Annotated in this window: 23 protein-coding genes; 16 read left to right on the top strand and 7 right to left on the bottom strand. The window is 48.6% G+C overall.

Features of this window, described 5'->3' with window-relative positions; translation table 11 throughout:
- Positions 1–47 precede the first annotated feature (47 nt).
- Positions 48–1916, bottom strand: coding sequence for a S9 family peptidase (locus tag OSH01_RS11015; protein ID WP_266124205.1), 1869 nt, complete (start codon positions 1914–1916; stop codon positions 48–50).
- A gap of 221 nt (positions 1917–2137) precedes the next feature.
- Between OSH01_RS11015 and OSH01_RS11010 the strand changes: the two genes are divergently transcribed.
- The 7 genes from OSH01_RS11010 to OSH01_RS10980 are packed head-to-tail and all read left to right on the top strand — an operon-like array spanning position 2138 to position 8925.
- A complete protein-coding gene (locus OSH01_RS11010) occupies positions 2138–3112 on the top strand; it encodes a D-2-hydroxyacid dehydrogenase (RefSeq protein ID WP_266124150.1) in 975 nt (324 codons plus the stop codon).
- Positions 3109–3903 carry an SDR family oxidoreductase gene (locus OSH01_RS11005; RefSeq protein WP_266124149.1) on the top strand — a complete coding sequence of 265 codons (795 nt, stop codon included), beginning with the start codon at positions 3109–3111 and terminating at the stop codon, positions 3901–3903. Before OSH01_RS11010 ends, OSH01_RS11005 begins: the two co-directional genes overlap by 4 nt.
- Before the next feature lie 11 nt (positions 3904–3914).
- On the top strand, positions 3915–4949 hold the full coding sequence (locus OSH01_RS11000; protein ID WP_266124148.1) for a type I glyceraldehyde-3-phosphate dehydrogenase: 1035 nt from the start codon (positions 3915–3917) through the stop codon (positions 4947–4949).
- A gap of 48 nt (positions 4950–4997) precedes the next feature.
- A complete protein-coding gene (fumC, locus tag OSH01_RS10995) occupies positions 4998–6401 on the top strand; it encodes a class II fumarate hydratase (RefSeq protein WP_266124147.1) in 1404 nt (467 codons plus the stop codon).
- Positions 6402–6446: 45 nt separating this feature from the next.
- Entirely contained in the window at positions 6447–6896 is a 450-nt protein-coding gene (locus OSH01_RS10990; RefSeq protein WP_266124146.1) for an NfeD family protein, read from the top strand.
- Positions 6897–6918: 22 nt separating this feature from the next.
- The gene (locus OSH01_RS10985) at positions 6919–7746 is read left to right on the top strand and encodes a slipin family protein (protein ID WP_266124145.1); all 828 of its coding nucleotides are present in this window, start codon (positions 6919–6921) and stop codon (positions 7744–7746) included.
- A gap of 12 nt (positions 7747–7758) precedes the next feature.
- The gene (locus tag OSH01_RS10980) at positions 7759–8925 is read left to right on the top strand and encodes a PQQ-dependent sugar dehydrogenase (protein ID WP_266124144.1); all 1167 of its coding nucleotides are present in this window, start codon (positions 7759–7761) and stop codon (positions 8923–8925) included.
- Positions 8926–8991: 66 nt separating this feature from the next.
- Here OSH01_RS10980 and OSH01_RS10975 read toward each other — a convergent pair whose 3' ends face one another.
- A complete protein-coding gene (locus OSH01_RS10975; protein ID WP_266124143.1) occupies positions 8992–9417 on the bottom strand; it encodes a universal stress protein in 426 nt (141 codons plus the stop codon).
- Positions 9418–9652: 235 nt separating this feature from the next.
- On the opposite strand from OSH01_RS10975, the gene OSH01_RS10970 reads away from it, so the two are divergent.
- Positions 9653–9988, top strand: a complete 336-nt coding sequence (locus OSH01_RS10970) for a c-type cytochrome (RefSeq protein ID WP_266124142.1) — start codon at positions 9653–9655, stop codon at positions 9986–9988.
- A gap of 234 nt (positions 9989–10222) precedes the next feature.
- Positions 10223–11677, top strand: coding sequence for a sensor domain-containing diguanylate cyclase (locus tag OSH01_RS10965; RefSeq protein ID WP_266124141.1), 1455 nt, complete (start codon positions 10223–10225; stop codon positions 11675–11677).
- Positions 11678–11698: 21 nt separating this feature from the next.
- Here OSH01_RS10965 and OSH01_RS10960 read toward each other — a convergent pair whose 3' ends face one another.
- The 3 genes from OSH01_RS10960 to OSH01_RS10950 form a co-directional block, all read right to left on the bottom strand.
- On the bottom strand, positions 11699–12922 hold the full coding sequence (locus OSH01_RS10960; RefSeq protein ID WP_266124140.1) for an MFS transporter: 1224 nt from the start codon (positions 12920–12922) through the stop codon (positions 11699–11701).
- A gap of 11 nt (positions 12923–12933) precedes the next feature.
- Positions 12934–13560 carry an ankyrin repeat domain-containing protein gene (locus OSH01_RS10955; RefSeq protein ID WP_266124139.1) on the bottom strand — a complete coding sequence of 209 codons (627 nt, stop codon included), beginning with the start codon at positions 13558–13560 and terminating at the stop codon, positions 12934–12936.
- A gap of 173 nt (positions 13561–13733) precedes the next feature.
- The gene (locus tag OSH01_RS10950) at positions 13734–14687 is read right to left on the bottom strand and encodes a LysR family transcriptional regulator (RefSeq protein WP_266124138.1); all 954 of its coding nucleotides are present in this window, start codon (positions 14685–14687) and stop codon (positions 13734–13736) included.
- 449 nt (positions 14688–15136) lie between these two features.
- On the opposite strand from OSH01_RS10950, the gene OSH01_RS10945 reads away from it, so the two are divergent.
- The 3 genes from OSH01_RS10945 (at position 15137) to OSH01_RS10935 (ending at position 18525) form a co-directional block, all read left to right on the top strand.
- Positions 15137–15436 carry a hypothetical protein gene (locus OSH01_RS10945; protein ID WP_266124137.1) on the top strand — a complete coding sequence of 100 codons (300 nt, stop codon included), beginning with the start codon at positions 15137–15139 and terminating at the stop codon, positions 15434–15436.
- Between the two features lie 154 nt (positions 15437–15590).
- On the top strand, positions 15591–18050 hold the full coding sequence (locus OSH01_RS10940; protein ID WP_266124136.1) for a heavy metal translocating P-type ATPase: 2460 nt from the start codon (positions 15591–15593) through the stop codon (positions 18048–18050).
- Between the two features lie 166 nt (positions 18051–18216).
- Entirely contained in the window at positions 18217–18525 is a 309-nt protein-coding gene (locus OSH01_RS10935) for a helix-turn-helix domain-containing transcriptional regulator (RefSeq protein WP_266124135.1), read from the top strand.
- A gap of 10 nt (positions 18526–18535) precedes the next feature.
- Here OSH01_RS10935 and OSH01_RS10930 read toward each other — a convergent pair whose 3' ends face one another.
- Positions 18536–18736, bottom strand: coding sequence for a YtoQ family protein (locus tag OSH01_RS10930; RefSeq protein WP_266124134.1), 201 nt, complete (start codon positions 18734–18736; stop codon positions 18536–18538).
- Positions 18737–18748: 12 nt separating this feature from the next.
- Entirely contained in the window at positions 18749–19924 is a 1176-nt protein-coding gene (locus OSH01_RS10925; protein WP_266124133.1) for a tyrosine-type recombinase/integrase, read from the bottom strand.
- A 149-nt stretch (positions 19925–20073) separates the two neighbouring features.
- On the opposite strand from OSH01_RS10925, the gene OSH01_RS10920 reads away from it, so the two are divergent.
- From OSH01_RS10920 to OSH01_RS10905, 4 genes are all read left to right on the top strand, one after another.
- The gene (locus OSH01_RS10920; protein WP_266124132.1) at positions 20074–21114 is read left to right on the top strand and encodes a DNA-binding protein; all 1041 of its coding nucleotides are present in this window, start codon (positions 20074–20076) and stop codon (positions 21112–21114) included.
- A gap of 88 nt (positions 21115–21202) precedes the next feature.
- Positions 21203–21868 carry an STN domain-containing protein gene (locus OSH01_RS10915; RefSeq protein WP_266124131.1) on the top strand — a complete coding sequence of 222 codons (666 nt, stop codon included), beginning with the start codon at positions 21203–21205 and terminating at the stop codon, positions 21866–21868.
- On the top strand, positions 21865–22413 hold the full coding sequence (locus OSH01_RS10910; RefSeq protein WP_266124130.1) for an RNA polymerase sigma factor: 549 nt from the start codon (positions 21865–21867) through the stop codon (positions 22411–22413). Before OSH01_RS10915 ends, OSH01_RS10910 begins: the two co-directional genes overlap by 4 nt.
- Before the next feature lie 69 nt (positions 22414–22482).
- The gene (locus tag OSH01_RS10905; RefSeq protein WP_266124129.1) at positions 22483–23445 is read left to right on the top strand and encodes a FecR family protein; all 963 of its coding nucleotides are present in this window, start codon (positions 22483–22485) and stop codon (positions 23443–23445) included.
- The last annotated feature ends 108 nt before the right edge of the window (positions 23446–23553 follow it).

Here is a 23553-nt window from a genome sequence, read left to right as displayed (position 1 = left end):
GTAATAAATTGGTAGGTCGCTGCTCACAACGAGCAGTGGCGAAGTCATCAAGGTCGTAAGTGAGTGTGCAGAAATGCTTCCATGCGCTCATAGAATTCAAATTTATTTTCCTCATTCGCAAAGCCATGTCCTTCGTTCTCTTTCACCATATATTCGACATCGATAGAACGTTTCTTTAATGCCTCAACGATTTGATCGCTTTCCGCTATGTTAACGCGCGGGTCTTGAGCGCCTTGGGCGACAAACAAAGGCGTTATAATTTTATCAGCTTGTAGGGCAGGGGAGTTGGCTTCGAGCTTGGCTTTGTCCTTCACAGGATCGCCCACCATGGCATGCATTTTTGTCAGTAACGGTTTCCAGTATGGGGGAATAGTTCCCATAAAGGTCAGCAGGTTTGACACGCCTACGTAGTCCACTGCTGCGGCATAGAGTTCTGGCGTTTTAGTGATGCCCGACAATACTGCATAGCCGCCATAGCTAGCCCCGTAGATACCGATACGCTTGGGGTCAGCGATGCCTTGGTCGATGAGCCATTGCACACCGTCGGTGATATCGTCTTGCATGCTAAGGCCCCATTGCCCAAAGCTAGCTTCCCAAAACTTACGGCCATAGCCGGTTGAGCCCCTAAAGTTCATTTGCAGCACCGCGTAGCCGCGATTGGCTAAGAATTGTGCTTCCGGATTAAAGCCCCACGAGTCACGTAACCATGGTCCACCATGTGGATTGACGATGACCGGAAGGTTCTTAGGCTCTTTGCCAACGGGTAGGGTCAGGTAGCCATTAATAGTCAGTCCGTCACGGGCTTGATATTGTATTGGCTGTACTGGTGCCATATCTTGCTCGCTTAGAGTCGGATTGATGTCAGCCAGTTTATGCAGGGTGTTAGTCTTGGCATCGTAGATATACCTAACACCGGGAGTACGGTCATTGTAGGCAGCGACAATAAACTTTTGCTCGTCAGGGGTAGAGTCTTGAAGGCTTAACTGATAGTTGGGTAAGTGCTGTTGGAGCTTTTCATAACGGGCTTTATCTTCGGCGTCAAAATAAGTACGTTGAGGCTTATCCGTTTCGTAATAAGCGGCGGTTAGTACCTTTCGTAGACGTGAAAAGCTAGCGGTATCGATGTCGTGACCGTCAACGCTTAGCACGACCTCTTCGACATCGGGTGCAGCAGGATCAATCAGAACTAAGGATGCGGTGTCACGCCCACGATTGCTCAAGGCATAAAAACGTTGATTATCCTCGTGAAAGAATAAAGGGGTGACGGAAGTGCGAAAATCCGTTTTGATCAAAGGGCTAAAATCTTGTTTTTCATCGGCGCGGTACAACAGCTCGCTATCTAAGCCGTCTGAGGTCATGGCAAATCGAACTTTGCCTTCTAGGTCAGTGCTCCAGCCCATGATATTGCCAGGGTTTTCGGCCACTAAGGTGCTTTCACCCGTATTGACATTAATTTTATAGACATCAAAAACTTCAGGGTTACGGCCGTTGTGACTGACTAAAATATGGTCTGGATCATCAGGAAGATCATCCTGCAGCCTTGCTCGTACACCACTTAAGGGAGTCAGGTCGCGGGTTTCTCCGCTGTGAACATTGACCGCAACCACATGGTAGTTTTCATCACCACCTACATCCTTACCGTAAACAATGGTGTCATTACCTTTCCAGAAGAATGTCGCCAGATCACGATCAGTAACCGCGCTCAAGCGCTTGACCTCGCCCACAGGGGTGCTACCGTCTAGGGCTTGAATATGGATGTTATTACGCGCAGGTTGTCCTTCTATGGATACCGGCTCCATAAAGCCAAGCATTTTGCCATTATCAGAAAGACGGAATTGGCTGCGCTGTGGGGTGCGGAAAAAGTCGCGTATATCGTATTGCTTAACCGAGTCCAGAACTGGGGTGGGGGCCACCATGGCTTGTCCGGTAATGGACAAAAGCAAAGATAAAAGCATATAAAACTACCTTATTCCAGTGTTGATTGAGTAGGATGGATCATTCACGACGACATCACTATGTGGTCAGTGGTGTAAAACACCTTTACAGGGTAGTGTGTTACGCCCACGTATGTCACTATAAACAATTATTCAGTATTCTTTTTCTGAGTCACTTATCTTAATCAGGAGTTCCCGTTTCCATGAGTACGAACCCGCAGCACATTGTTTTTCTTGATGGCGACACGATGGCAGAGAGCGTTAGTCTTCCTGCTTTTGGCTTCACACATACCTTAACTGTGTATCCACGCACACGTCCAGAACAACTTGCAGAACGTATTGCCGAAGCGGATATCGTTATCACGAACAAAGTGGCTATAGGCGCCGATGCACTTACTCAGGCTAAACAGCTCAAATTAATCGCAATCGCCGCCACGGGAAGTGACATGATCGATTTGGCCAGTTGCAAAGAACACGGGGTAGCAGTTTGCAACATTCGTAATTATGCGACCAATACGGTGCCCGAGCATGTGTTGGCGTTAATGTTTGCATTGCGCCGCAGCCTAGTGCCGTATCGCCAGTCCGTACAAAATGGGCGTTGGCAAGAAGCCGATCAGTTTTGTTATTTTGATTACCCCATTTACGATTTAGCAGGTAGTACGCTGGGTATTGTCGGCGCGGGCTCCTTAGGGCAGTCGGTGGCAAAACTGGCTCAGGCTTTAGGCATGAAAACCGTATTTGCCGAACAAAAAGGCGTGTCTGCCGACCAAGTACGGTCAGGGCGGGTGCCGTTTGAAGACATGCTTAGGCAAGCCGATGTCATTAGTTTGCATTGCCCTTTAACGCCCCAAACCGAGCATTTGCTTTCCACGGCCGAGTTCAACTTAATGAAACCAGGCCGTACTGTGTTGATCAATACGGCTCGTGGTGGCTTAGTCGATAACGAGGCATTAGAGCAGGCTTTGCGTAGCGGTCAATTGGGCGGAGCCGGCATAGACGTCTGCACCCCCGAGCCTCCTCCCGCGGATCATATTTTGATGCGCTTGCTTGATTTACCCAACTTTATTTTGACACCGCATGTGGCCTGGGCGAGCCAAGAAGCCATGCAAGCGCTGGCAAATCAACTGGTCGATAACATCAATGCTTTTGTCGCAGGCCAAGCACAGAACCTGTTATGAAGGAAACCTGCTCTGATTGCTTCAAGCCCAGCTTTTCATTAGCTGGACGTATTGCCTTAGTGACTGGCTCTGGGGCTGGGCTGGGTCTTGTCGTAGCCAAGGCTTACGCTGCTAGCGGTGCAAGCGTCATACTGAACGGACGTAACCTGCTACGTTTGCAAAGCCTGCAAGCGGAGTTGGCCGAGCAAGGTCTAGCGGTGCAGTACTGGCACCAAGACTTAGCCGCGTTAGATGAGTTGCCCGAGTCATTCCAAGCGCTGCAGGACCGCGTAGGAACGCCTGACATTTTGTTCAATAATGTCGGGCAAAGGCTGCGTAGCCGTTTGCAGGATGCCAACTGGAGCGATATTGAACACTTGTTGCAGGTCGACTTGCTGGCGCCGTTACGGCTATCGCAGCTTGTGGCTCAAGCCATGTTAGCAAAGGCTGACTCAAGCGGCAGGATTATTACGGTGACCTCTATTGCTGGGGAGCTAGCTCGTTATGGCGATGCCATTTATCCCGTTGCCAAACAAGGCTTGAGTGCGATGGTGCGTGCTTTGGCGGTGGAGTTCGGTCCCAAGGGCATTACCAGTAACGGCATAGCGCCGGGCACTTTTGCTACTGAGTCGAATGCGGAACTGGCTAAGGATCCTATAAAAGGTCCCTTGGTAGTGGGGCGTAATCCGTTAGGGCGTTGGGCCCAACCAAATGAAATTGCAGGCGCTGCGGTGTTTCTCGCCTCCCCATCAGCCTCTTATGTGAATGGGCATATACTGGTAGTAGATGGTGGTTTTTCGATAACCTTTTGACGTAAAAACAGATGACAAATCAGCGTGCTTTGAGGGTAGGGATTAATGGTTATGGCCGTATTGGGCGTTGTGTTTTAAGGGCTATTTATGAGCGCTATCCCCAGTTGAACTTCGAGCTAGTGGCGATTAACGAATTGGCGAATATCGAAACCATGGCTTACCTGACCCAGTACGACTCAACGCATGGGGTTTTTCCTGGCGAGGTCAGCTTCGATCAGGAACATCTCATTGTTCGCGGACAAAGCATTAAAGTGTTACATCAAGCCGACCCACGGCTTACCCCGTGGGGGGATTTGCAACTGGATTTACTACTAGAGTGTAGTGGGGCATTTTCCGAGCGCGAGCAACTAAATCGTTTTATTGCTGCTGGTTGTCCCCGTTTATTGGTGTCTCAACCTACTCGTAGTGCCGCGGACGTCGACTATACCGTGGTGGCAAGCATCAACGAAGATGGTCTCCAAGCAGAACATACCGTGGTTTCCAATGCCTCCTGCACAACCAATGCCATCGTCCCTGTTTTGGCGCACTTAGACCGTCATATAGGCATACGGCACGCATTCTTAACCACCTTGCACTCGGTCATGAATGACCAACCTATGCTAGATGGTTATCACGCCCAGGATTTGGCCCGCACGCGTTCTGCCTTGCAGTCCATGATTCCGGTGGCTACCGGGTTGGCACAAGGGGTAGAGCGTTTATTGCCACAGTTAAGCGGTAAGGTACAAGCTAAATCTATACGCGTTCCCATTTTAAATGTCTCGGCGATTGATTTAATGGTCAACCTAGAGCGCGACTCCTCTCCAACTGAAATTAACGCCTTATTTCAGCAGGCCGCTCAGCGCTGGCCAGATGTTTTAGCGTTTAGTCATCGCGCGCACGCCTCGATAGACTTCAATCACAATCCGCACTCAGCCATTATCGATGGAACACAAACGCGTACCAATGGCGATGGTTTACTTAATATGCTGGTGTGGTTTGATAACGAGTGGGGTTTCGCCAACCGTATGTTGGATACTGCCTGTGCTTGGGCTAAGCGCTTTGTGTAAGGCTCAAAACGCTTATCCTTACTATTAGCTTATTTTCAGGAATTGATCATGACCTCTGAAGTACGTATGGAACAAGACTCGATGGGCCCCATAGAGGTGCCCGCCGACCGCTACTGGGGCGCCCAAACTCAACGCTCAATTCAAAACTTTCCCATAGGCGTAGACCGCTTTAAATGGGGCCGTAGCATGATACAAGCCATGGGCTTGCTGAAAAAGTCAGCGGCTTTGGCTAACACAGAGCTAGGACAAATAACTCCCGAGGTAGGGGCGTTAATTGTGCAGGCGGCCAATGAGGTCATTGATGGAAAACTAGATGCTGAGTTTCCCTTGGTCGTTTTTCAGACCGGCTCGGGGACACAAAGTAATATGAACAGCAACGAGGTGATTTCTAATCGGGCCATTGAAATTGCTGGTGGTGTCAAGGGGAGCAAAACTCCCGTTCATCCCAACGATCACGTGAACCGCGGTCAGTCTTCTAATGATACGTTTCCTACAGCCATGTACGTAGCGGTAGCCCTAGAGGTAAAGCGCCGTTTACTGCAAGATGTCGGGCAACTTCGGGACACCCTAGATACAAAAGCGAAGCGCTATGAAGGTATTGTTAAAACGGGCAGAACCCATTTGCAAGATGCTACGCCTGTAACCTTAGGCCAAGAAATCGGCGCCTGGGTAGCCCAAATAGACTTTGCTCTAGCCACCGTAGAGCAAGCCTTAGGTGGTGTGTACCAGTTGGCCATTGGGGGCACGGCGGTGGGTACGGGTTTGAATGCGCACCCCGACTTTGGACGTTTGTGCGCCCGTAAAATCGCTGAGTTGACCGACCTGCCGTTTGAATCGGCCGATAATAAGTTTTTTGCTTTATCTGCCCACGACGCCTTGGCCAATGTATCGGCCGCATTGCGTACGTTAGCCGGTGCCCTCATGAAGATGGCCAATGACGTGCGTTGGTTGGCCAGCGGCCCGCGTTGCGGTATTGGAGAGCTTAGCATTCCTGAGAACGAGCCAGGTTCTTCGATTATGCCTGGTAAGGTTAACCCTACTCAGTGTGAGGCTTTAACCATGGTGGCGGTGCAGGTCTATGGTAACGATGCCGCCGTGGGGTTTGCTGCCAGTCAAGGAAATTTCCAACTTAACGTGTACAAACCAGTAATGGTGCATAATGTACTAGAGAGCATCACTTTGCTGAGTGATGCCTGCTTAGCTTTTGACGAGCATTGCGCACGGGGTATAGAGCCCGTGCTTGAGGTGATACAAGGAAACTTGGATAAAAACCTCATGTTAGTGACAGCCCTAAATCGTCATATCGGCTACGACAACGCCGCTGCCATCGCCAAACATGCACATTATGATGGTTTAACGCTGCGCGAGGCAGCTCTACAATCTGGTCATCTTACCGCCGAGCAGTACGATGAATGGATTGTACCGTTGCATATGACTTATCCTAGTCTGTAACAGCTACGGCCCTACGGCCGTAGGCATCAAATCAAGGAGGCTGCTATGGATTGGCTAACATACTTGGCTTTTTTTCTGGCAGCCTTAGCGCTGGCCGGTGAGTTTATCGTGGGTGCGGGCGGATTACTGCTTCTGCTTAGCGTATTGGCGGGGTTAAGCGGTGCTTCGCTGGTATGGTGGGGCTCTCCTATGCTTCATGCCTGGAGCACGGCCACGATATTAGTCCTGTCAGTCAGCGCTGTAGCAATACTGGGATTGATTATTTATCTTGCCAAACATCTTTATCGTAAACGTAGTGATACGGGTATGGATGCTTTACTGCATGCGAAAGGTCGCGTGTTAAGCACCGAAGATCCTTTCAACAGTTATGCCGAAATTCAGGGCGAGCGGTGGAAAATTGAATCTGACGCTCACCTAGAGGTAGGGCAGATCGTCCAGGTAATAAGCAAGCAGGGTTTAGTGCTGACCGTGCGTCCTGTTACACAGCAAGCCTAGCAACACCCAACGGAGCTACTTTATGTCTTATTTTTACGAAATAAATTTGTTTGTCATTATTTTGCTGTTCGTCGCTCTGGTTATTATTCTTAAGTCGGTCAGAATATTACGTGAGTATGAGCGGGCGGTTATCTTCACTCTAGGACGCTTCACCGGAGTAAGGGGCCCAGGGATAATCCTTGTTATTCCGTTCATTCAACAGATAGTAAAAACCGATTTGCGCGTCATCACTATGGATGTGCCTAGTCAAGATGTGATTTCCCGCGATAACATCTCGGTGAAAGTCAGTGCTGTGTTGTATTTTAAAGTGGTCGCCCCTGAAAAAGCAGTGATTCAAGTAGAACAAGTCTTCAGCGCAACCAGTGAACTGGCTCAGACCACCTTGCGTGCGGTATTAGGGCGGCATGAGTTGGACGAAATGCTATCGGAACGAGACAAACTTAACGTAGACATACAACAAATCTTAGATGAGCAGACAGCAAGCTGGGGCGTCAAAGTTACTAACGTTGAAATTAAGCATATTGATATTGCAGAAAATATGGTGCGGGCTATTGCACGCCAAGCCGAAGCAGAACGAGAACGCAGAGCGAAGGTTATTCTTGCCGAAGGTGAACTACAAGCTGCAGAAGCACTTAGGGAGGCAGCGCATATCCTCGATACACAACCTGCAGCCATGCAACTTCGTTACTTACAAACCTTGACGCAGGTAGCCAGTGATAGATCCTCCACCATTGTGTTTCCTGTACCCGTCGACTTGATGAGTAGCATCATGAAAAACTCCCTTAGCTCTTTAGTAAAAAACGAGCAGACTGATGACGATCCATCACGTAGTAGGCCAGAATCGACTTAATTATTGATACTTATGTTTGTTAAAAAGTTTATTTTTACGGGCTGTTTGGCTGCGTCACTTTTATCCGCTGGATCTTTCTCATGGGCCCAAGAAAAAGCGAATCCAGCGACTACTTTATCAAGCTCAGCGATAGAAGTCAGTGAACTAGCCCAAGGTTTGGAGCACCCTTGGGGCATGGCCTTCCTGCCTAACAACGCCGGCATACTGATCACTGAACGGCCCGGACGATTACGCCTGTGGACACCAGAGCAAGGGCTATCCGCTCCCCTAGCTGGTCTACCCAAAGTGCATGCTGTGGGGCAGGGAGGCTTACTCGATATAGCCTTAGCCCCTGATTTCTTCCGTAGTCGTCGGGTATATATAGCGTATGCTGAAACACGAGGTGGTACACAGTCTGCCACCACCGTGGGTTATGGCGTGTTAAGTAACGATCATCAGCGCATTGAAGCTTTCAGACCTATTTTTCGTCAGGAACCAGCCCTATCCAATGGTTTGCATTATGGGGCACGTTTAGTGTTTGACCCCGCAGGCCGCTACTTGTACATAGCCTTGGGTGAGAACAACGCGAGATCCACCGCACAAGACTTAGATAAGCTACAAGGCAAAGTCGTGCGCATTACCCCCGACGGCCGCATCCCTCGAGATAATCCTTATTATGGCCGCCGCGACGCCCGTACCGAGATCTGGTCTTATGGGCATAGAAACCCTCAAGGGGCTGCATGGAATCCTTGGACTCAAGAGCTTTGGGTTCACGAGCACGGCCCTCAGGGGGGAGACGAGATAAATCGCATTTTCCCTACCAATAATTATGGCTGGCCCTTAGTTAGCTACGGAGTAAATTATGACGGCCAAGCTATTCCGGAAGCGGTGGGCCAAGCGGGACCTCAGTTTACTCAACCCTTGTATTATTGGGAAAAGTCACCCGCTATTAGTGGTATGGCTTTTTATGACCACGAGCGTTTTCCCCAGTGGCAGCACAGCTTATTTATAGGCGCTCTGAAAGACCAAGCCTTGCTACGTTTAGAGTTAGATGGTGAGCGTATATTACGAGAAGAGCGATTGCTGAGTGATTTGGGTAACCGTATACGTGATGTACGAGTCGGGCCTGATGGCTATGTGTATGTGCTAACCGACGAGGCGAACGGCAAGTTGTTACGTATACATCCCGTCGAGCCATGAGCCGTAGCAGCTGCCCTTACAAAAGGACAGCGTCGCAGGGAAGTAACAGTAGTATTGTTATGAGTCTTATTTGATCAAAGTCACAGGCACGTCTACAAGATGTAGTACTTTAGTTGTAACTGAGCCCAATACCAAGCTAGGCAAGGCACTTAAGCCACGCGTACCCATTACGATATGATTGCATTGATGGTCTAGAACATACTGTTTAATCACTTCTGCCGCATTGCCTGGCACAATGGCTTCGTGTACGGTGACACCTGACTCATGTAATACGGCACGGGCAGAGTTTAAGGCATTGTTACCTTCGTCTTGGTAATAGGCATGCAAGACATCTTCTGAGAAAAAACGACGCACATTGCCAGACACGATAGGCGTAGGTGCCGTTAAAATATGTAGTACAGCTTGTGGGTCGTGCTGAGCTAATGAGATGGCAGCTTGTACAGCGCGGGTAGAGGCTTCCGAACCATCAACGGGAACGAGTATATTTAGCATAAATGCTCCATGCATAAAAGTTGGTATAGTTAATGTCGATTACAACACTAGCCTAATGCGTGTACAGTGCCAAGTCTTAAAATGATTTGAGTTACGTCAAGCCGAACTCTAATTTTTAGTGTTATGCCCTGAGTTGGCCCTTACTATCCAGTGTTGGTTGCCACGACGTGCTAATTCTAACCGCTACTGTTCAGCAGTAGCCCCTCACCTTACCGCTCTATCAACGGAGATTTAGATGAAATTAACGCATTTGTTAGCCTGTATTCCCTTAGCCTGCTTGGGCTTTGCAGCGCAAGCTGAAGAAGTAGATTTTGCCAAAGTAAACGAAATTTTGAAGGCCAATGCTTGCTTGGCATGTCATACCGTTGATAATAAAGTGGTAGGTCCCGCCTATAAAGATGTCGCAGCAAAATACAAAGGTGATCCGGCCAATGCAGAGCTGCTTGCCAAACATATCCGTGAAGGTAGCAGTGGCGTTTGGGGTCCTGTACCCATGCCTCCCCAAGCACATCTGTCTGACGAAAACTTGAAAACAGTAGTCAGCTGGATCATGGCTGGTGCGCCAAATTAATCGTCGCCTGCTTATATAGTAAGCAGCTGCAGCGTCCTCATTCCGATCGCTGCAGCTTTTTTTTGTCTGTTTGTTTTTTACATTCTCGGGCACGAAGGGTAAGTGTCGGATAAACAATGAGTTTTATTCATAACTGGCATAAAATATATAGAAATAAATGTTATGTCTTTGTTGCATTTTTATTAGCTTGCGCTGCGCAGCGCTTCTCATTACTGTTTTTTAAAGATGTCTGAAATGTCTGGTGCATTGCCCATTGCTGATCTGTTTGATATTTCGCCTAACTCAATGTGGCTGGAAGACTACAGTTTATTGCAACAATTATTTAATAAGTGGCGTCAGCATGGCGTGGAAGACCTTGGGGAGTTTTTGCGAGAAGACACCCAGCGTATACAGCAATGTGCCGAGTGCATACGTTTAATACAGGTGAATCAAAGCACCCTCAACCTTTTCGCGGCCCAGTCCTTTGAGGATTTATCTAGCCGCTTAACCGAGGTTATACGTGACGATGCCTATCATTTTTATGCGCACGAATTAGAACAGCTTTGGCAAGGCCAGACGCGTTTTGAGAATCAGACGATTAATTACAGTCTGCATGGACAGCGTATGGATATTTTGCTCAAAGGTGTCATTTTGCGAGGCCATGAGCATGACTGGAGTCGTGTGCTAGTGGTCATTGAAGACATTACCGAGCATGAGCAAGCGCGCCTGCAAGCTAAGCAAAGCGCACAGTACGCCCGCAGTTTATTTCAGCACGCGCCTATATCGTTATGGGTGGAAGACTTCAGCGCTATTAAGCTTACGTTAGAAGAATTACGTGGTCACGGCATCACAGACCTACGTACCTTTACCGATGTGCATCCCGAGTTCATTGATCGATGTATGACACAAATACGGGTGCTTGATGTCAATAATTACACCTTAGACCTTTTTCAGGCCCGTACCAAAGCCGACTTATTGGCGGGCTTGCCCAACATTTTTCGCCGTGAAATGCGGGACAGTTTCAGAGAGCAGTTAATTGATCTCTGGGATGGCAAACTGTTTCAACAGCGTGAAGTTAAAAACCACGATTTAGAAGGCAATTTGCTTCACATACATATGCAGTTTTCCGTCTTTACCGGTTACGAAAACGATTGGAGTTTAGTGCTACTGGCCTTGACCGACATTACTGCGCGTAAAAAGGCCGAGTCTTATCTGGAGTATCTTGGACAGCACGATGTGCTGACTAAATTAAAAAACCGAGCTTTTTACACAGACGAATTACATCGATTGAACCGATTGGGTATATTGCCTGTTTCGTTTATGGTGGTGGATTTAAATTGCTTAAAAGAAGTCAACGATACCTTAGGGCACATCAGTGGAGACGCCTTGCTGCAGCGTACGGGGGAAATCTTACTGCAAGTGGTAGAGGAGCCGTATCAAGTTGCCCGTGTAGGAGGCGATGAATTCGTGATTATTATGCCTAAAGCAGCAGAACAGGAGTGCGAAGTACTGCAAGAGAGCCTGAACTCGTTGGTCGAGTTGAATAATCAATTTTACTCTGGGCCAAAACTTGATCTTTCCACCGGCTATGCAACCTGCCGTGAACTGGGCAAACTGGATAAAGCTTTGCGCTTGGCGGATGAGCGTATGTACGAGCATAAACGCGCCTACTATAAGCTGATGGCTGAGAAGGGTCAGCCATCAGCCTAATAGTATCGACTAGCCGTTGCGCTATTCGTACCGCATCACTTTGGCATAATGCTTAGGCTGAAAGCTATACGTTAATAGCGCTATAAATGCGATGAAACACAGGTGCATTAACCACAGACTGTGGAAACTACCTGTGTGTTGATAAATTACCGAACCTATTATGGGCGCAAGCGCTGCGATGGGGAAACCACCGCCTTGCATCAGGGCAGACAACACCCCCGCGCGCTGCGAGTCAGGGTAATGATCCAGTGCGACCACCATGACCATGGCGAAACAGCCACCTAAACCCACACCCAGAATAATCGCCCACAAGTATGGAGCCGTGTCAGGGATATAGCTAACTGCTAAAAACCCTAAAAACTGACAAAACAGCACCAACCATAGCCATGGGCGCCTGTCTTTGTTTTTAGCGGCTAAACTAGGAATAGCCAACGCCGCAGCAGCTTGCGCAATTGATAATACGGCCACTAGGCTTCCACTGGCGGGCGCTGACCAGCCGTGACCTTGATAATAAACCGCTAGCCAAGTAATTAGGGTGGCATAGCCCGCATTAACCAAGCCAAAAGAGGCAATTAAGGCCCACGTTCTTGGTAGTGCCAGGTAACTGCGCAAAGACAGTGATGAGTTGGTTTTTACGGCTTTATTGACGGGTAGAACTCGATAGGCAACCCATACCGCAAGCAGCACAGGCAGCGCCCAAAAGGCTAGGCCCCAACGCCAACTATCGGTCAAGTCGCTGAGCAAAGGGGTAAACTGAGCCCCGAAAGCTCCGCCTCCCATGAGAGTGGCCGAATAGAGCCCCGTTACGGGAGCCACATGCCTAGGGAAGTTTTGCTTGATAATCCCCGGTAAGAACGTTTGTAAAACAGCTACGCCCACCCCGCACAGCACGGCGGTCATGATTAGCTCAATATTACTGTCTACTTTTAAGCGTAATGCAGAGCCTAAAAACAAACACACTAAGGCCATTAAGGTTAAGCGACGCGTGTCTACCCAATTACGTAAACTGGGTAAAGAAAATGCGCCTATCCCCATAATCATCATGGGGATAAATGTTAACCAAGCCATCTGCCCAAGAGGCATCTGCAAACTTTGTGCGATTTCTTGCGCTAATGTACCACTAGCAGTTAGAAAAGGGCGCAGGTTAAGCCCCACAAGTATCACGAAAACAAGCCACAACCGGGTGGTGGCTTGCTGAGTAACGCTATTTACGGGAGTAGACGATGTGGAAATAGTACGGCTCATTAATAAGATGTTTAAGGTTGAGCGCCTGCGGATTCTAAAATATCCGCAGAAGCCTTATGACCACGTTGGCGGGCCAGTGCCAGTGGCTTCACCCCATTGCCGTCAGCTAAGTTGGGGTTCGCACCTGCTGCTAACAGTGCACGAATGATTTCTTGGTGAGTTGGTCCGCCATCCGACAGCACAATAGCTTCATGTAAGGCTGTCCAACCTAAGCGGTTAATGTGATCGGGATCCACCCCCGCTTGGAGCAATATCTTTACCGCTTCTAAATGGCCTTTTTCTGCAGCGGGGATCAGTGCAGTCCCCCCGTAGCGATTCGTGCTTTGCAAGTCTGCCCCGTTGGCTAGAGTCATCATTAGAATTTCATTACGTCCTTGGGCGCCAGCTAGTAGATACGGCGAGTCTTGCTGGTGATCTTTTTGATTCACATCGGCTCCGGCCTCAATCAGCAAGCGCGCAATGTCTACGGAATTGTCCCAGGTGGCTAACAGCAAGGGTGACTGTCCCCGTGCATCAGCTACGTTTAATAGGGCCGTGTTCTGGGGATTATCTAAAAGCTGTTGAACCGAGGCTATGTCTTTAGCTTTAACGGCTTGCAATAAGGCGTTGCTTTGCGCATAACTTACAGAACTAGCCATTATGCAACAGCAGGCTGAATAAAAAAAGCGGCGGCAAAACGACGTCATGTAGCTCATCATAGAATGACCTTTGTTTGTTGAATAGTAGGTGCTGATTAAGCAACTTATATGAATTGTTGTATAACACTTCACATAAGGATAAATATTCGAGACGCGAATTGCTTAGAAGTTCCTTAGTAACCGCTATGGACAGCAGGAATAGGCAACACCTGCCCACTTAACAATTGGCCCAACGCCTCTTGAAGGTAGTCAAGAAAGACGCGCGTTTTTAGCGGGAGCATGCGTGAGGGCATCAGGGCATAAATAGGGTAGGGCTCAAATGCCCAGTCGGGCAGTACTGGCTCTAATGGAATGCCGTGGAACTCAAGCAGGCTTTCTATTTGTGAAGAAATAACTATGCCCGCATGGCAAGCCGCGACCTTATGCATCATTAGTGCATTATTGATGCGTAAGGAGCCGCGCACCTCAACAGTAACGACTTCATTGGTTTTGCTGTTTGATAGCGTCCAGTGGGTATCTTCGGGTTGATTGCTCGCTAAGATACATTGATGTTGAGTCAGTTCACGTGGGTCTTGGGGCCGACCATGCTGATTCAAATACTGTGACGAAGCATACAGGCCCAGTTGCAGGTCGCCCAAACGACGAGCAACCAAATTAGAGCTGTTTTGTGCGCCCAAGCGAATCGTACAATCAAAGTTTTCAGCCAGTAAATCGATAGGTCGGACACTGAGGTCTAAATCAAACTCAATGTCAGGGTATTTTTGTGCAAATCGTGTGAGTATGGTTGGCATGAAAATGACGCTCAGACTACTGGGCATAGACACCCGCAGCACCCCTTTGACTTGTTGAGTCATATCGAGCAGTTGCTCGTGGGCCAAACGCGCCTGATTCACTATTTCTAAGCAACGTTCATAATACAAAGCACCGGCCTCGGTCATATCAACGCTACGCGTACTGCGTTTAAGCAATGCCGTGCCTATTTCTTGTTCTAGCAAGCGTATACGCCTAGAGACCGTCGATACGGGCATGCCTAAGGCCTCGGCCGCTCGCGTGAAATGCCGTTGCTTGGCGACCTCAACATAAATCGCCATATCGTTTAACAAAGGAGTAGCTGGACTAACAGTCATTAGATAATTCCTAGTTCATTATTTCACTAGTAAAAAATAAGCGTTCTATTCTACGGGATTATCGTCAACGTAACACGATCACAACTGTTTGTTCCGACTCAGCAGAGTGTGAACCTGATTGAAGGTTTGAACATGTTTGCTAGTAAGGCTTTAGAGGCTTAAAGCAGTTTTTTAACGAAGATCAGAAAAATCACTCAAAATTTATATTAGCTTAGATGGTTTTTACATAAATGATTGAAATACAAGGAAAAAACAAAATTCGTTTATAAAGCACGGGAGCTTTAAATGTTCCCGAGTGTAAATAAAGTTCCCTTTTTATTATCCCAAAAATGGAATTCTGAATGCCGATTTAAGGGTTTTTCCTCATACGATAGAGACTCATAATCCATGCATTGATGCTTTTAACCCAAAGGCATAACACGCTAACTTTTCTTACTCATTGAGTCACCATGAAAAACGTAACCCTTACTATTGCTACTATTAGTCTACTTGCCGGTTTGTTTGGCGCAGCCAGCGCACAGGCCGCCTCGGTCAATTATGAAATAGACGCACCCGCTGTTAGCACTACCGCTCGCCTTAACGTGGCTCCCTTCCCATCACAACAGCAAATCACCGGTCATGCCGGAGACAGCCAAGGTGAGTATTTATCCTATCCAGCTGTTTCCACTACGTCTAGCCTGAGCAGCGCAGACGTACAAGCACAGCAGCAACAATGGGCTGCTACTCATAACACTTTCGTGCCGTTCTAACTGTCGTCAAACTCTCCCTTAAGCCGTACGTCAGTTGTTTCGCCGCCCTAAGCATTATGCTTAGGGTTTTTTGTTGCCCCGTAGCGCACGCTCTTGACCTTGCCCCCAGGGTAAGCCTTACGCTACAAGTCTATTGATTGACTCAGGAGCCAACATGACAAGCGCTACCAACAATACGAAATCGGTCTTAATTTTGCCCGTAGAGGGGATGAGCTGCGCATCTTGTGTAGGCCGAGTAGAAAAAATCATATTAAAGCAGCCCAATGTGCTGAACGCTCATGCCAATTTGGCCAATGCCACTGTTCATCTTGACATAAATGGGCCTATTGATACAAAGCAGTTAGCGCAAGCTCTGCAAAAGGGGGGGTATCCAGTAGTTAGGCACACGCAAGTGCTTGATATCGATGGTATGAGCTGTGCCTCTTGTGTGGGTAGGGTGGAAAAGCTACTCAATACGATCCCTTTTGTCGAACAGGTACAGGTAAATTTAGCGACTCAGCAGGCTACTTTTACTGCACCCATTAATCAAGACTTAAATCTTATTTACAGTAAGTTAAATAAAGGCGGCTACCAAGCGCGCCTACACGAGGCGCAAGCGCAAGGGCCGACTCCTGCTGAGCGTGATGTGCAACGCTTTTATCCGCGCATGATCTGGGCACTAGTACTAGCAGTACCTGTATTTATTATGGAGATGGGCTCGCACTTAATTCCAGGCTTTCATGCACTTGTTCAGGCGGTGTTGCCAACACCGTACAACATTTATCTGCAGTTTTTGCTTACTACGGCAGTGCTGATAGGGCCCGGACGGTATTTTTACACGCAAGGTTTACCTGCTTTGTGGCGCGGAGCACCCGACATGAACTCCTTGGTAGCCGTAGGTAGCTTAGCGGCTTATTTGTACTCATTGGTGGCTACCTTTACCCCTCAACTACTACCTGAAGGCTCAGTGCATGTTTATTATGAAGCTGCCGCAGTTATTGTTGCGCTAGTTTTGGTGGGGCGATACATGGAGGCGCGCGCTAAAGGGCGCACCTCTGCGGCTATTCAAAATTTGTTAGGGCTACAGCCCAAACACGCGAATGTTTGGCGAGATGGGCAATTTGTAGCGCTAGATTTAGCTCAAATCCAAGTTGGTGACAAAGTTCAGTTAAGACCAGGCGAACGCGTAGCCATGGATGGCGTGGTGACTGAAGGCAACAGTTATGTCGATGAGTCTATGATTAGCGGTGAACCAGTACCGGTAGCTAAACAGATAGGCAGCAAACTGGTAGGTGGTACCGTCAACCAACAAGGAGGGCTGGTGTATGAGGTTCATGCTGTAGGCGGCGACACGGTGTTGGCCCATATTATTCAAATGGTTGAGCAGGCTCAAGCAAGCAAACTGCCAGTGCAAGCGTTGGTCGACCGAGTCACCCTGTGGTTTGTTCCAGCGGTTATGCTAATAGCCGTGCTAACGGGCTTGGCTTGGTGGTATTTTTATCCTGACGCAGGCCTATCCATGGCATTAAGTAATGCCGTGGCAGTTCTTATTATTGCTTGTCCTTGCGCGATGGGGCTAGCCACACCCACTTCGATCATGGTCAGTACAGGTAGGGCGGCTCAAATGGGTATCTTGTTTCGTCAAGGAGATGCCTTGCAAAGCTTGCGCGACGTCAAAGTGGTAGCGGTAGACAAAACGGGGACCTTAACAAAAGGAAAACCTGAACTTACGGACTTGATTGTAAGCGAGGGCTTCGAACGTGAACAACTGCTCGCTTGGGTGGCTGCTATCGAATTGCGTTCGGAGCATCCTATTGCGCAAGCCATTGTTGAGTCGGCAAAAAAACAAGCACTACAGTTGCCTGCATTGGAGAGTTTTCAGTCACTAACGGGTTTGGGGGTTGAGGCCATTATCCATGGTAGGCACGTGTGGGTGGGGGCAGATCGCTTAATGAGCAGAAGGAACATCAATATGGATTCGCTTGCCCTAGCCGCCGAAAAACTTGCTAAAGAAGGTAAAACTCCGCTGTATGTGGCGGTGGATCAAAAATTGGCGGCCTTGATTGCTGTCGCGGACCCTATAAAAGAAAGCAGTCGTGAAGCCATAAAGGCCTTACACAAACGAGACATACCTGTAATAATGTTGACAGGCGATAACCGTCATACTGCTGATGCGGTTTCGCAACAATTGGGAATATTTCAAACTATTGCAGAGCTAATGCCCAGTGATAAAGTAGAGGCTATAAAACGCTTACAAAAACAATATGGAAAGATTGCTTTTGTAGGGGATGGGATCAATGATGCTCCCGCTTTAGCCCACGCAGATGTTGGTATTGCTATAGGAACCGGAACGGATATAGCTGTAGAGTCTGCCGATGTTGTGTTAATGTCGGATGACCTAAAGGCCGTAGTAAGCGCAATAGATTTGTCTATATATTGCTTGAGAAATATCAAACAAAACTTATTTTGGGCATTTTTCTATAATATAGCCCTAATACCCATTGCGGCTGGTTTGTTGTATATTTTCAAAGGGCCGTTGTTATCGCCTATGCTAGCAGCAGCGGCAATGACGTTCTCTAGTACATTCGTATTGGTGAATGCATTACGTTTACGTGTCGTGAAACTCAACCATTAAGGCCCAATGGTTTATTCTCGAACAGGGTGCAATCTTGTTTGAAGCTGATACATTATCTTGCTTTTCAATGATTTACGCGCATTTAAACAGATTTACACTAATAGATAGCTACCTTAGTTCGAGTAATCTATAAGGTTTGTATCCTTATTTGGCCGGAACCCTCATTATGGCAAAAAACATTTACGATAAGTCCAAAATTGAGCTATACAGAACACATCCTGAATTAGCCCATGCAGCCATAAATTCTTATTTAAACGAGAATGATCAAGCAGGTGCTTTGATTACATTACGCTATTTAGCCCAGTCGCAAGGAGGGATGCTGCAGCTGGCTCAAGACGCGAAGTTAAATGCAACGCAAATTTATCGCACTCTGTCAGAAAATGGCAATCCCTCGCTTAGTAATTGGTGCGCTATTTTGCAGGCCTTAGGCCTGCAAATGGCTATCAAAAAGCTTCCGACTAGGGAAGATAGATAAGTAATCGCTTCTACGCTTTCCAGATGTAGCGCAGTATTTCAACCACGTGCTCGGGTGTGGTGGCCCACGCCTGAGCGCTTGCATCGACTTCTTTTAAGGGGTGGATGATGTTCTCTGCGTGCAGACTTATATAGGGCTTGCCCAACGCGGCACAGAAACCAGCGTCGAGCGCAGCATTCCATTGTTTGTGTTGATCACCCAGAAACACCACGACTAGGGCGGTCTAGTTCCAATCCAGCCTGTGATATTGCTCTAGTGCTTGATGGCGTTGCTCTGCCTCGGTATGCAGGTAAATATTGCTGGTGCTGATCGAGGCGTGCCCAAGGGTATCGCGAATAATGCGTATATCGACACCTTGATTCGCCATATGGGATCCTGCGGTATGACGCAGCCAATGAGCGGACATCTGCTCTAGTTGGTGTGCTTGAGCTTCCTGGTTAGGGTCTTGCTGCCGTAATGCGTGGGCGGCTGCCTTGGCCAACTGTTTGATAGACGTGTGTACGGCCGCCCGCGTGATGGGCTTAATGCCTCCGCCTACGGGCATCAGCAAGGGTCTGTTTTCCATTGGTAAGGGCAGTGGAGGAAGCTGATGCGTCAGTCGATAGTGTTGCAGCTCGCTTAATAGCTCTGTACTGACAGGTACCTGACGTAATTTATTCCCTTTACCTGTGACGCGTAGCCACCACTGTGTCTGCCCTTGGCTGTTGATACGGCTATACACATCCGACATTTGGGCTTGGATGAGTTCAGAGACGCGTAAGCCACAGCCATACAAGACAGATAGTAACCACCGAGCCCGGCTTTGTGCTCGCAGCTGGGAGGGCGTTTGGGTAGACATACTTAATACATAACGTTGTAAGTGATGCCATAAGTCAGGGCTGAGGTAGCGTTCGGTTGGCCCGGTTACGCGTAGACGCTTTGGTGCCAAGGCCAGAGGATTAGAGACCAAGTACCCAGCCTGTACTAGCCATGCAAACAATGCATTGACGATCAACATGGCTTGCCGCTGGCTGCTGCTTGATAGGGGGCCAACGAAAGGACGCCACGCAGGGCTGTTGCGTGCGGGGCGCTTGCCTGCCTGGGTTACCCAGCGCTGCGCTGGTTGGGGGTTTGCTAAAAAATGCTGGTAAGCCTGTAAGTCTTCATGTTGCAACGAGGACAGAGGAGTGCGGCGTTCCATGATGGCCCATAACAATAAACGTTCGACCTCTTTGCTATAGCTGGCGTAAGTCCGAGGGCTATGGGTATAGCGATTCAGCCAAGCTTGCACTGCTTGCACATCAGTTTGAGCGCCAATTTGCTTGATGCTGCTGGTGGCGCGATTACGCCCCGTGCTGCCGTCTAGGTTTGGTGATAATTCGAAGGAGGCGTCCCAAGAAGGAAGCAAAGCAGACGACATACGTTTCCCCGTGATTGAATGGTCCATTATATTTGACATTATTACAGTAATGTCAAATATAGCTAAATATAGATAAAATACTCAACATAATATGTTGTATTATTTATTGATAAATAAAAAATATGGGGTTTTAACGGAGTTTTATGGATATGAACCAAGAAAAAGAGCTTTTTAGCCAAGTGGAGAGCCTGCGAGAACAGTTTCCTGCCACGCAAGAGTTATATCGTGAAGTCGCCGCCTTACTGTTTTTTCGGCATGGCATTACCCCTACCGCGAACCGGTTGTATCAATTAGTGCGCAAGGGAAGCATGAGCGCGCCAGCCGATGCTTTGCGCCAATTCTGGGCTGATTTACGCGAAAAAAGTCAGGTACGTATGGATCATGCCGATATACCTGATGGCCTGAAAGAACAGTTAGGTCAATTGGTCAGCACGCTATGGCAAGAGGCACAAAAAGAAGCCAAAAGAAGTTTTCAGGCTTATCAAGATGACTGCGACGCCGCCGTGCAGCAAGCACAAGCTCAGTTATTGCAAGCACAAGAAGAAGTTGCTCAACAGCACGACCACAACAAGGCCTTGGCAAAAGAAAAACTCCATGCTGAACAAACCGTGCAGCAGCAGCTTCAACACCAAGCAGCTTTACAGGCCACGTTGGACAGCCAGCAGAGCAGGGCAGAGGAGTTAGAAAAGCAGAATGGCGAATTGCAAGCTCAACTCAGCGCCCAAGCTGATCGTTTTACGCAAGATTTAGCTCAGTTACGACACAGCATCGAACTCTCAGAGGAACGTAGCCGTCAAAGCGAAAAGCGCGCTCTGTTGGAAATTGATCGGGAACGCCAAGCACAGCAAGAACTTAAAAAACAATTACTGGTGGCACAAAAGAAAGCGGAGCAACACAGTCATGCTGCGCAGCTTCAATTGGATAGCAAAGATCACGATATCGGGCAGTTGCGACAGCAATTGGGGCAACTACAGGGGCAAGAAAAAGCCAACCAAGCCGCTTTAACCATGAGTCAAGCGCTCATGCGAGAAATGCAAACCGAACTGCAACTACTGCGTACTCGCCAAGCCTTAATGGAACAAGAGTCTACGCAACAAAAACAACGCATTCACCAGTTACAGTCCGAGCTTGAACAAGCGCAACAAACCCCTAAGCGAATCCACTTACAACGCAGGTTAATTAGCGACTAAACCCAGTTGTCATCACCTCGTCATGTGCATTTTCTACCATGCGTAAGAGCACTTGTCCTTGATATGAAGACAGTGTCAGGGAGAAAACATGACGTCTTGGTATGGCTCTATGCTTTATGCTTATTGTTGTTTGCAATTGCTCTTAGGGGCCCAACAGGTATGGGCCAGCAAGCTAAACAGTGCCGTCTCTGAAAACGACAATATCCAAGAATACCATCTTGAACGCATGCCCCTAGAGGCCGCGCTAGCACAATTTGTAGAGCAAACAGGCTTATCGCTACTGTACGAAAGCAGCATAGTGAAGCAGCGTTTTTCGCATGCGGTGCATGGGCGCATGCCTGCCATTGTAGCTTTACAGCGTCTGCTTACCGGCACCCCCATACATGTCCATAGCTTGCGTAATCGCTCTTATTTACTAAGCACCGAGGCAGTAATAGCATCTCCATTGCCTGTTCCGCCGCCCAGCCACAGCCCCCAGCATAATCTGCAGGTGCAACAGGCCCTTTTGCAGCAACTTTGCAAGCATGCCGCCGCCTTGTTGCACGAGCACCGCATCGCACTACGAATTGTTATCGACAGGCAAGGACGCATTGCCGCCGCTAAAGTCAGTATGGCGACGCAGGTTGATCAAGAGCCCTATGTGCAAAGCCTGTTGCACGGCTTATATGTAGGCATTGTGCCCTACGGCATAGACCCCAGTACCGTCTGGCTGATTGATCAAAGTCAGTCGCCGCGGGCACCTGTGTGCCCATGAGCTCCTTACAACAACTAAAGCGCTTACTTAGCGAGCGCTACGATACCTTAAAGGCTCAGGTGGCGTACAAACTAGGCGGCGCTTCAGATATGGCTGGGGACGCCTTACATGATGCTTTTGTGCAGCTATCCAGCCACAACAACCTAGATCAAGTACAGCACCCGCACAGTTACTTGCTCACAAGTGCCTTGCATACGGCGATTGATCAACTCCGTAACGACGCACGCTGGGTCAGCACAGCAGAAATTGATGCTCTGTTTGAGTTACCTGATCACCACCCGGGCCCAGAAGAACAGCTTGAGGCCAAGCAGCAATTGCAGCAGCTCATGCAAGCGCTCGAAGCGCTGCCAGCCAGGCAGTGCGCCTTACTGATCGACGCCAGAGTGCATGGCTTATCCAGCGCAGAGTTAGCTCAAAAATGGAATATTTCGGCTAGTATGGTCAGACGAGAAATTCGTCAAGCGCATCAATTTTGTTTACAGGCCTTGCCCCAGGCTGAACAGAAATATGTAGTCAAGAAAAACACCGCATGTCGCTATGAGTAAAAACAGATCTTTCTTGCGAATGCGGCCAAAGCGTATGCGCACTCCGTTTACCATAGGGATTTATACCCTATGACGCCACCGAACAAGGCTGCGCCGCAGGCGCACTTGCTGGAAGAAGCCAGACGATGGGCCTATCAACTCAAGACCACGAAAGTGCGTCGCGGCCAGCTTGAGCAATTTCGTCTTTGGCAAGGTCAAAGCCCCGCCCATGAACAAGCCTGGGAGCAAGCCGTGCGGGAATGGCAGTTGTTGCAACAAGCTAGTGCGCGCAAAGCCCAGCAGGGCGACTTACCAGCGCCGCCCCTGGGCTCGGCTAAGCGTAGGCACTTTTTAAAAGGGCTAGGCGCTGCGGGGTTGAGCGCGGTGGCCGGCGGCGTAGTCTTATATCCTCCTTTTCGTCTATGGCCTAGTTGGAAAGAATGGGGCGCCGATTTCCGTACAAGCACAGGCGAGCAAAAAGAAATTCAACTGCGAGACGACCTGGCGGTGTTACTCAATACGCAAAGTAGTATTGCGGTAACTCAGCACCTTCAAACTACCGATATTCATTTATTGTTAGGCGAAGCGGCGTTCTTTTCGCAGGGGCAAGCTTGCACGGTGTTTGCCTCAAAGAGTGCTATTTTGCTGGAGCACGGCAATATGGATGTGCGTTTGTATGCTAGAGACCAAGCCCGAGTGCGTTGTCTGAGTGGTGAAGTACGAGTCAAGCATGCTCAAGGTGAGTATGTGTTGCGGGCATCAGAGCAATTGAGCCTTACCCCAGACAGCATTGACGCGGTACAGCAATTTGACACTGGCCAAGGAGATTGGCAACAAGGGGTATTGCGTTTTGACAAACAAAGCTTGGAACTGGTATTGGCAGAGATTAATCGCTACAGGCCCGGCAAAGTCATACTGATGAATAGTGACTTAGCCCAACGTCCGTTTAGCGGCGAATTTCGCTTACATGATCTAGACGATGCCTTACTGTTATTGCAGCAATCGTATCAACTGCAAGCGCGTCAGGTAGGGGCACTGCTCATGCTCAGCTAAGTCCTATGACAAGTCATAAAAGCTTCATGTCAATTTGGTTCCGAATTTCAGCGCTCATACGCCTATAAGTAAGCTCAGCCGTGTTACCGCGGCCCATCACTTATTTTT

It is taken from the genome of Alcaligenes endophyticus, assembly GCF_026344035.1.
GTDB lineage: Bacteria > Pseudomonadota > Gammaproteobacteria > Burkholderiales > Burkholderiaceae_B > Alcaligenes > Alcaligenes endophyticus.
The sequence above is the reverse complement of the archived record's forward strand: the minus strand, read 5'-3'. Positions and strand labels throughout refer to the sequence as shown.

Coding starts and splice junctions, on each gene's coding strand:
- OSH01_RS11000 (WP_266124148.1), top strand. CDS start 3,915: ATGACAAATCAGCGTGCTTTGAGGGTAGGGATTAATGGTTATGGCCGT.
- OSH01_RS11015 (WP_266124205.1), bottom strand. CDS start 1,916: ATGGTGGCCCCCACCCCAGTTCTGGACTCGGTTAAGCAATACGATATA.
- OSH01_RS11005 (WP_266124149.1), top strand. CDS start 3,109: ATGAAGGAAACCTGCTCTGATTGCTTCAAGCCCAGCTTTTCATTAGCT.
- OSH01_RS10940 (WP_266124136.1), top strand. CDS start 15,591: ATGACAAGCGCTACCAACAATACGAAATCGGTCTTAATTTTGCCCGTA.
- OSH01_RS10935 (WP_266124135.1), top strand. CDS start 18,217: ATGGCAAAAAACATTTACGATAAGTCCAAAATTGAGCTATACAGAACA.
- OSH01_RS10960 (WP_266124140.1), bottom strand. CDS start 12,922: ATGAGCCGTACTATTTCCACATCGTCTACTCCCGTAAATAGCGTTACT.
- OSH01_RS10975 (WP_266124143.1), bottom strand. CDS start 9,417: ATGCTAAATATACTCGTTCCCGTTGATGGTTCGGAAGCCTCTACCCGC.
- OSH01_RS10915 (WP_266124131.1), top strand. CDS start 21,203: ATGACGTCTTGGTATGGCTCTATGCTTTATGCTTATTGTTGTTTGCAA.
- OSH01_RS10980 (WP_266124144.1), top strand. CDS start 7,759: ATGTTTGTTAAAAAGTTTATTTTTACGGGCTGTTTGGCTGCGTCACTT.
- OSH01_RS10965 (WP_266124141.1), top strand. CDS start 10,223: ATGTCTGGTGCATTGCCCATTGCTGATCTGTTTGATATTTCGCCTAAC.
- OSH01_RS10970 (WP_266124142.1), top strand. CDS start 9,653: ATGAAATTAACGCATTTGTTAGCCTGTATTCCCTTAGCCTGCTTGGGC.
- OSH01_RS10945 (WP_266124137.1), top strand. CDS start 15,137: ATGAAAAACGTAACCCTTACTATTGCTACTATTAGTCTACTTGCCGGT.
- OSH01_RS11010 (WP_266124150.1), top strand. CDS start 2,138: ATGAGTACGAACCCGCAGCACATTGTTTTTCTTGATGGCGACACGATG.
- OSH01_RS10950 (WP_266124138.1), bottom strand. CDS start 14,687: ATGACTGTTAGTCCAGCTACTCCTTTGTTAAACGATATGGCGATTTAT.
- fumC (WP_266124147.1), top strand. CDS start 4,998: ATGACCTCTGAAGTACGTATGGAACAAGACTCGATGGGCCCCATAGAG.
- OSH01_RS10985 (WP_266124145.1), top strand. CDS start 6,919: ATGTCTTATTTTTACGAAATAAATTTGTTTGTCATTATTTTGCTGTTC.
- OSH01_RS10910 (WP_266124130.1), top strand. CDS start 21,865: ATGAGCTCCTTACAACAACTAAAGCGCTTACTTAGCGAGCGCTACGAT.
- OSH01_RS10920 (WP_266124132.1), top strand. CDS start 20,074: ATGAACCAAGAAAAAGAGCTTTTTAGCCAAGTGGAGAGCCTGCGAGAA.
- OSH01_RS10925 (WP_266124133.1), bottom strand. CDS start 19,924: ATGTCGTCTGCTTTGCTTCCTTCTTGGGACGCCTCCTTCGAATTATCA.
- OSH01_RS10990 (WP_266124146.1), top strand. CDS start 6,447: ATGGATTGGCTAACATACTTGGCTTTTTTTCTGGCAGCCTTAGCGCTG.
- OSH01_RS10955 (WP_266124139.1), bottom strand. CDS start 13,560: ATGGCTAGTTCTGTAAGTTATGCGCAAAGCAACGCCTTATTGCAAGCC.
- OSH01_RS10905 (WP_266124129.1), top strand. CDS start 22,483: ATGACGCCACCGAACAAGGCTGCGCCGCAGGCGCACTTGCTGGAAGAA.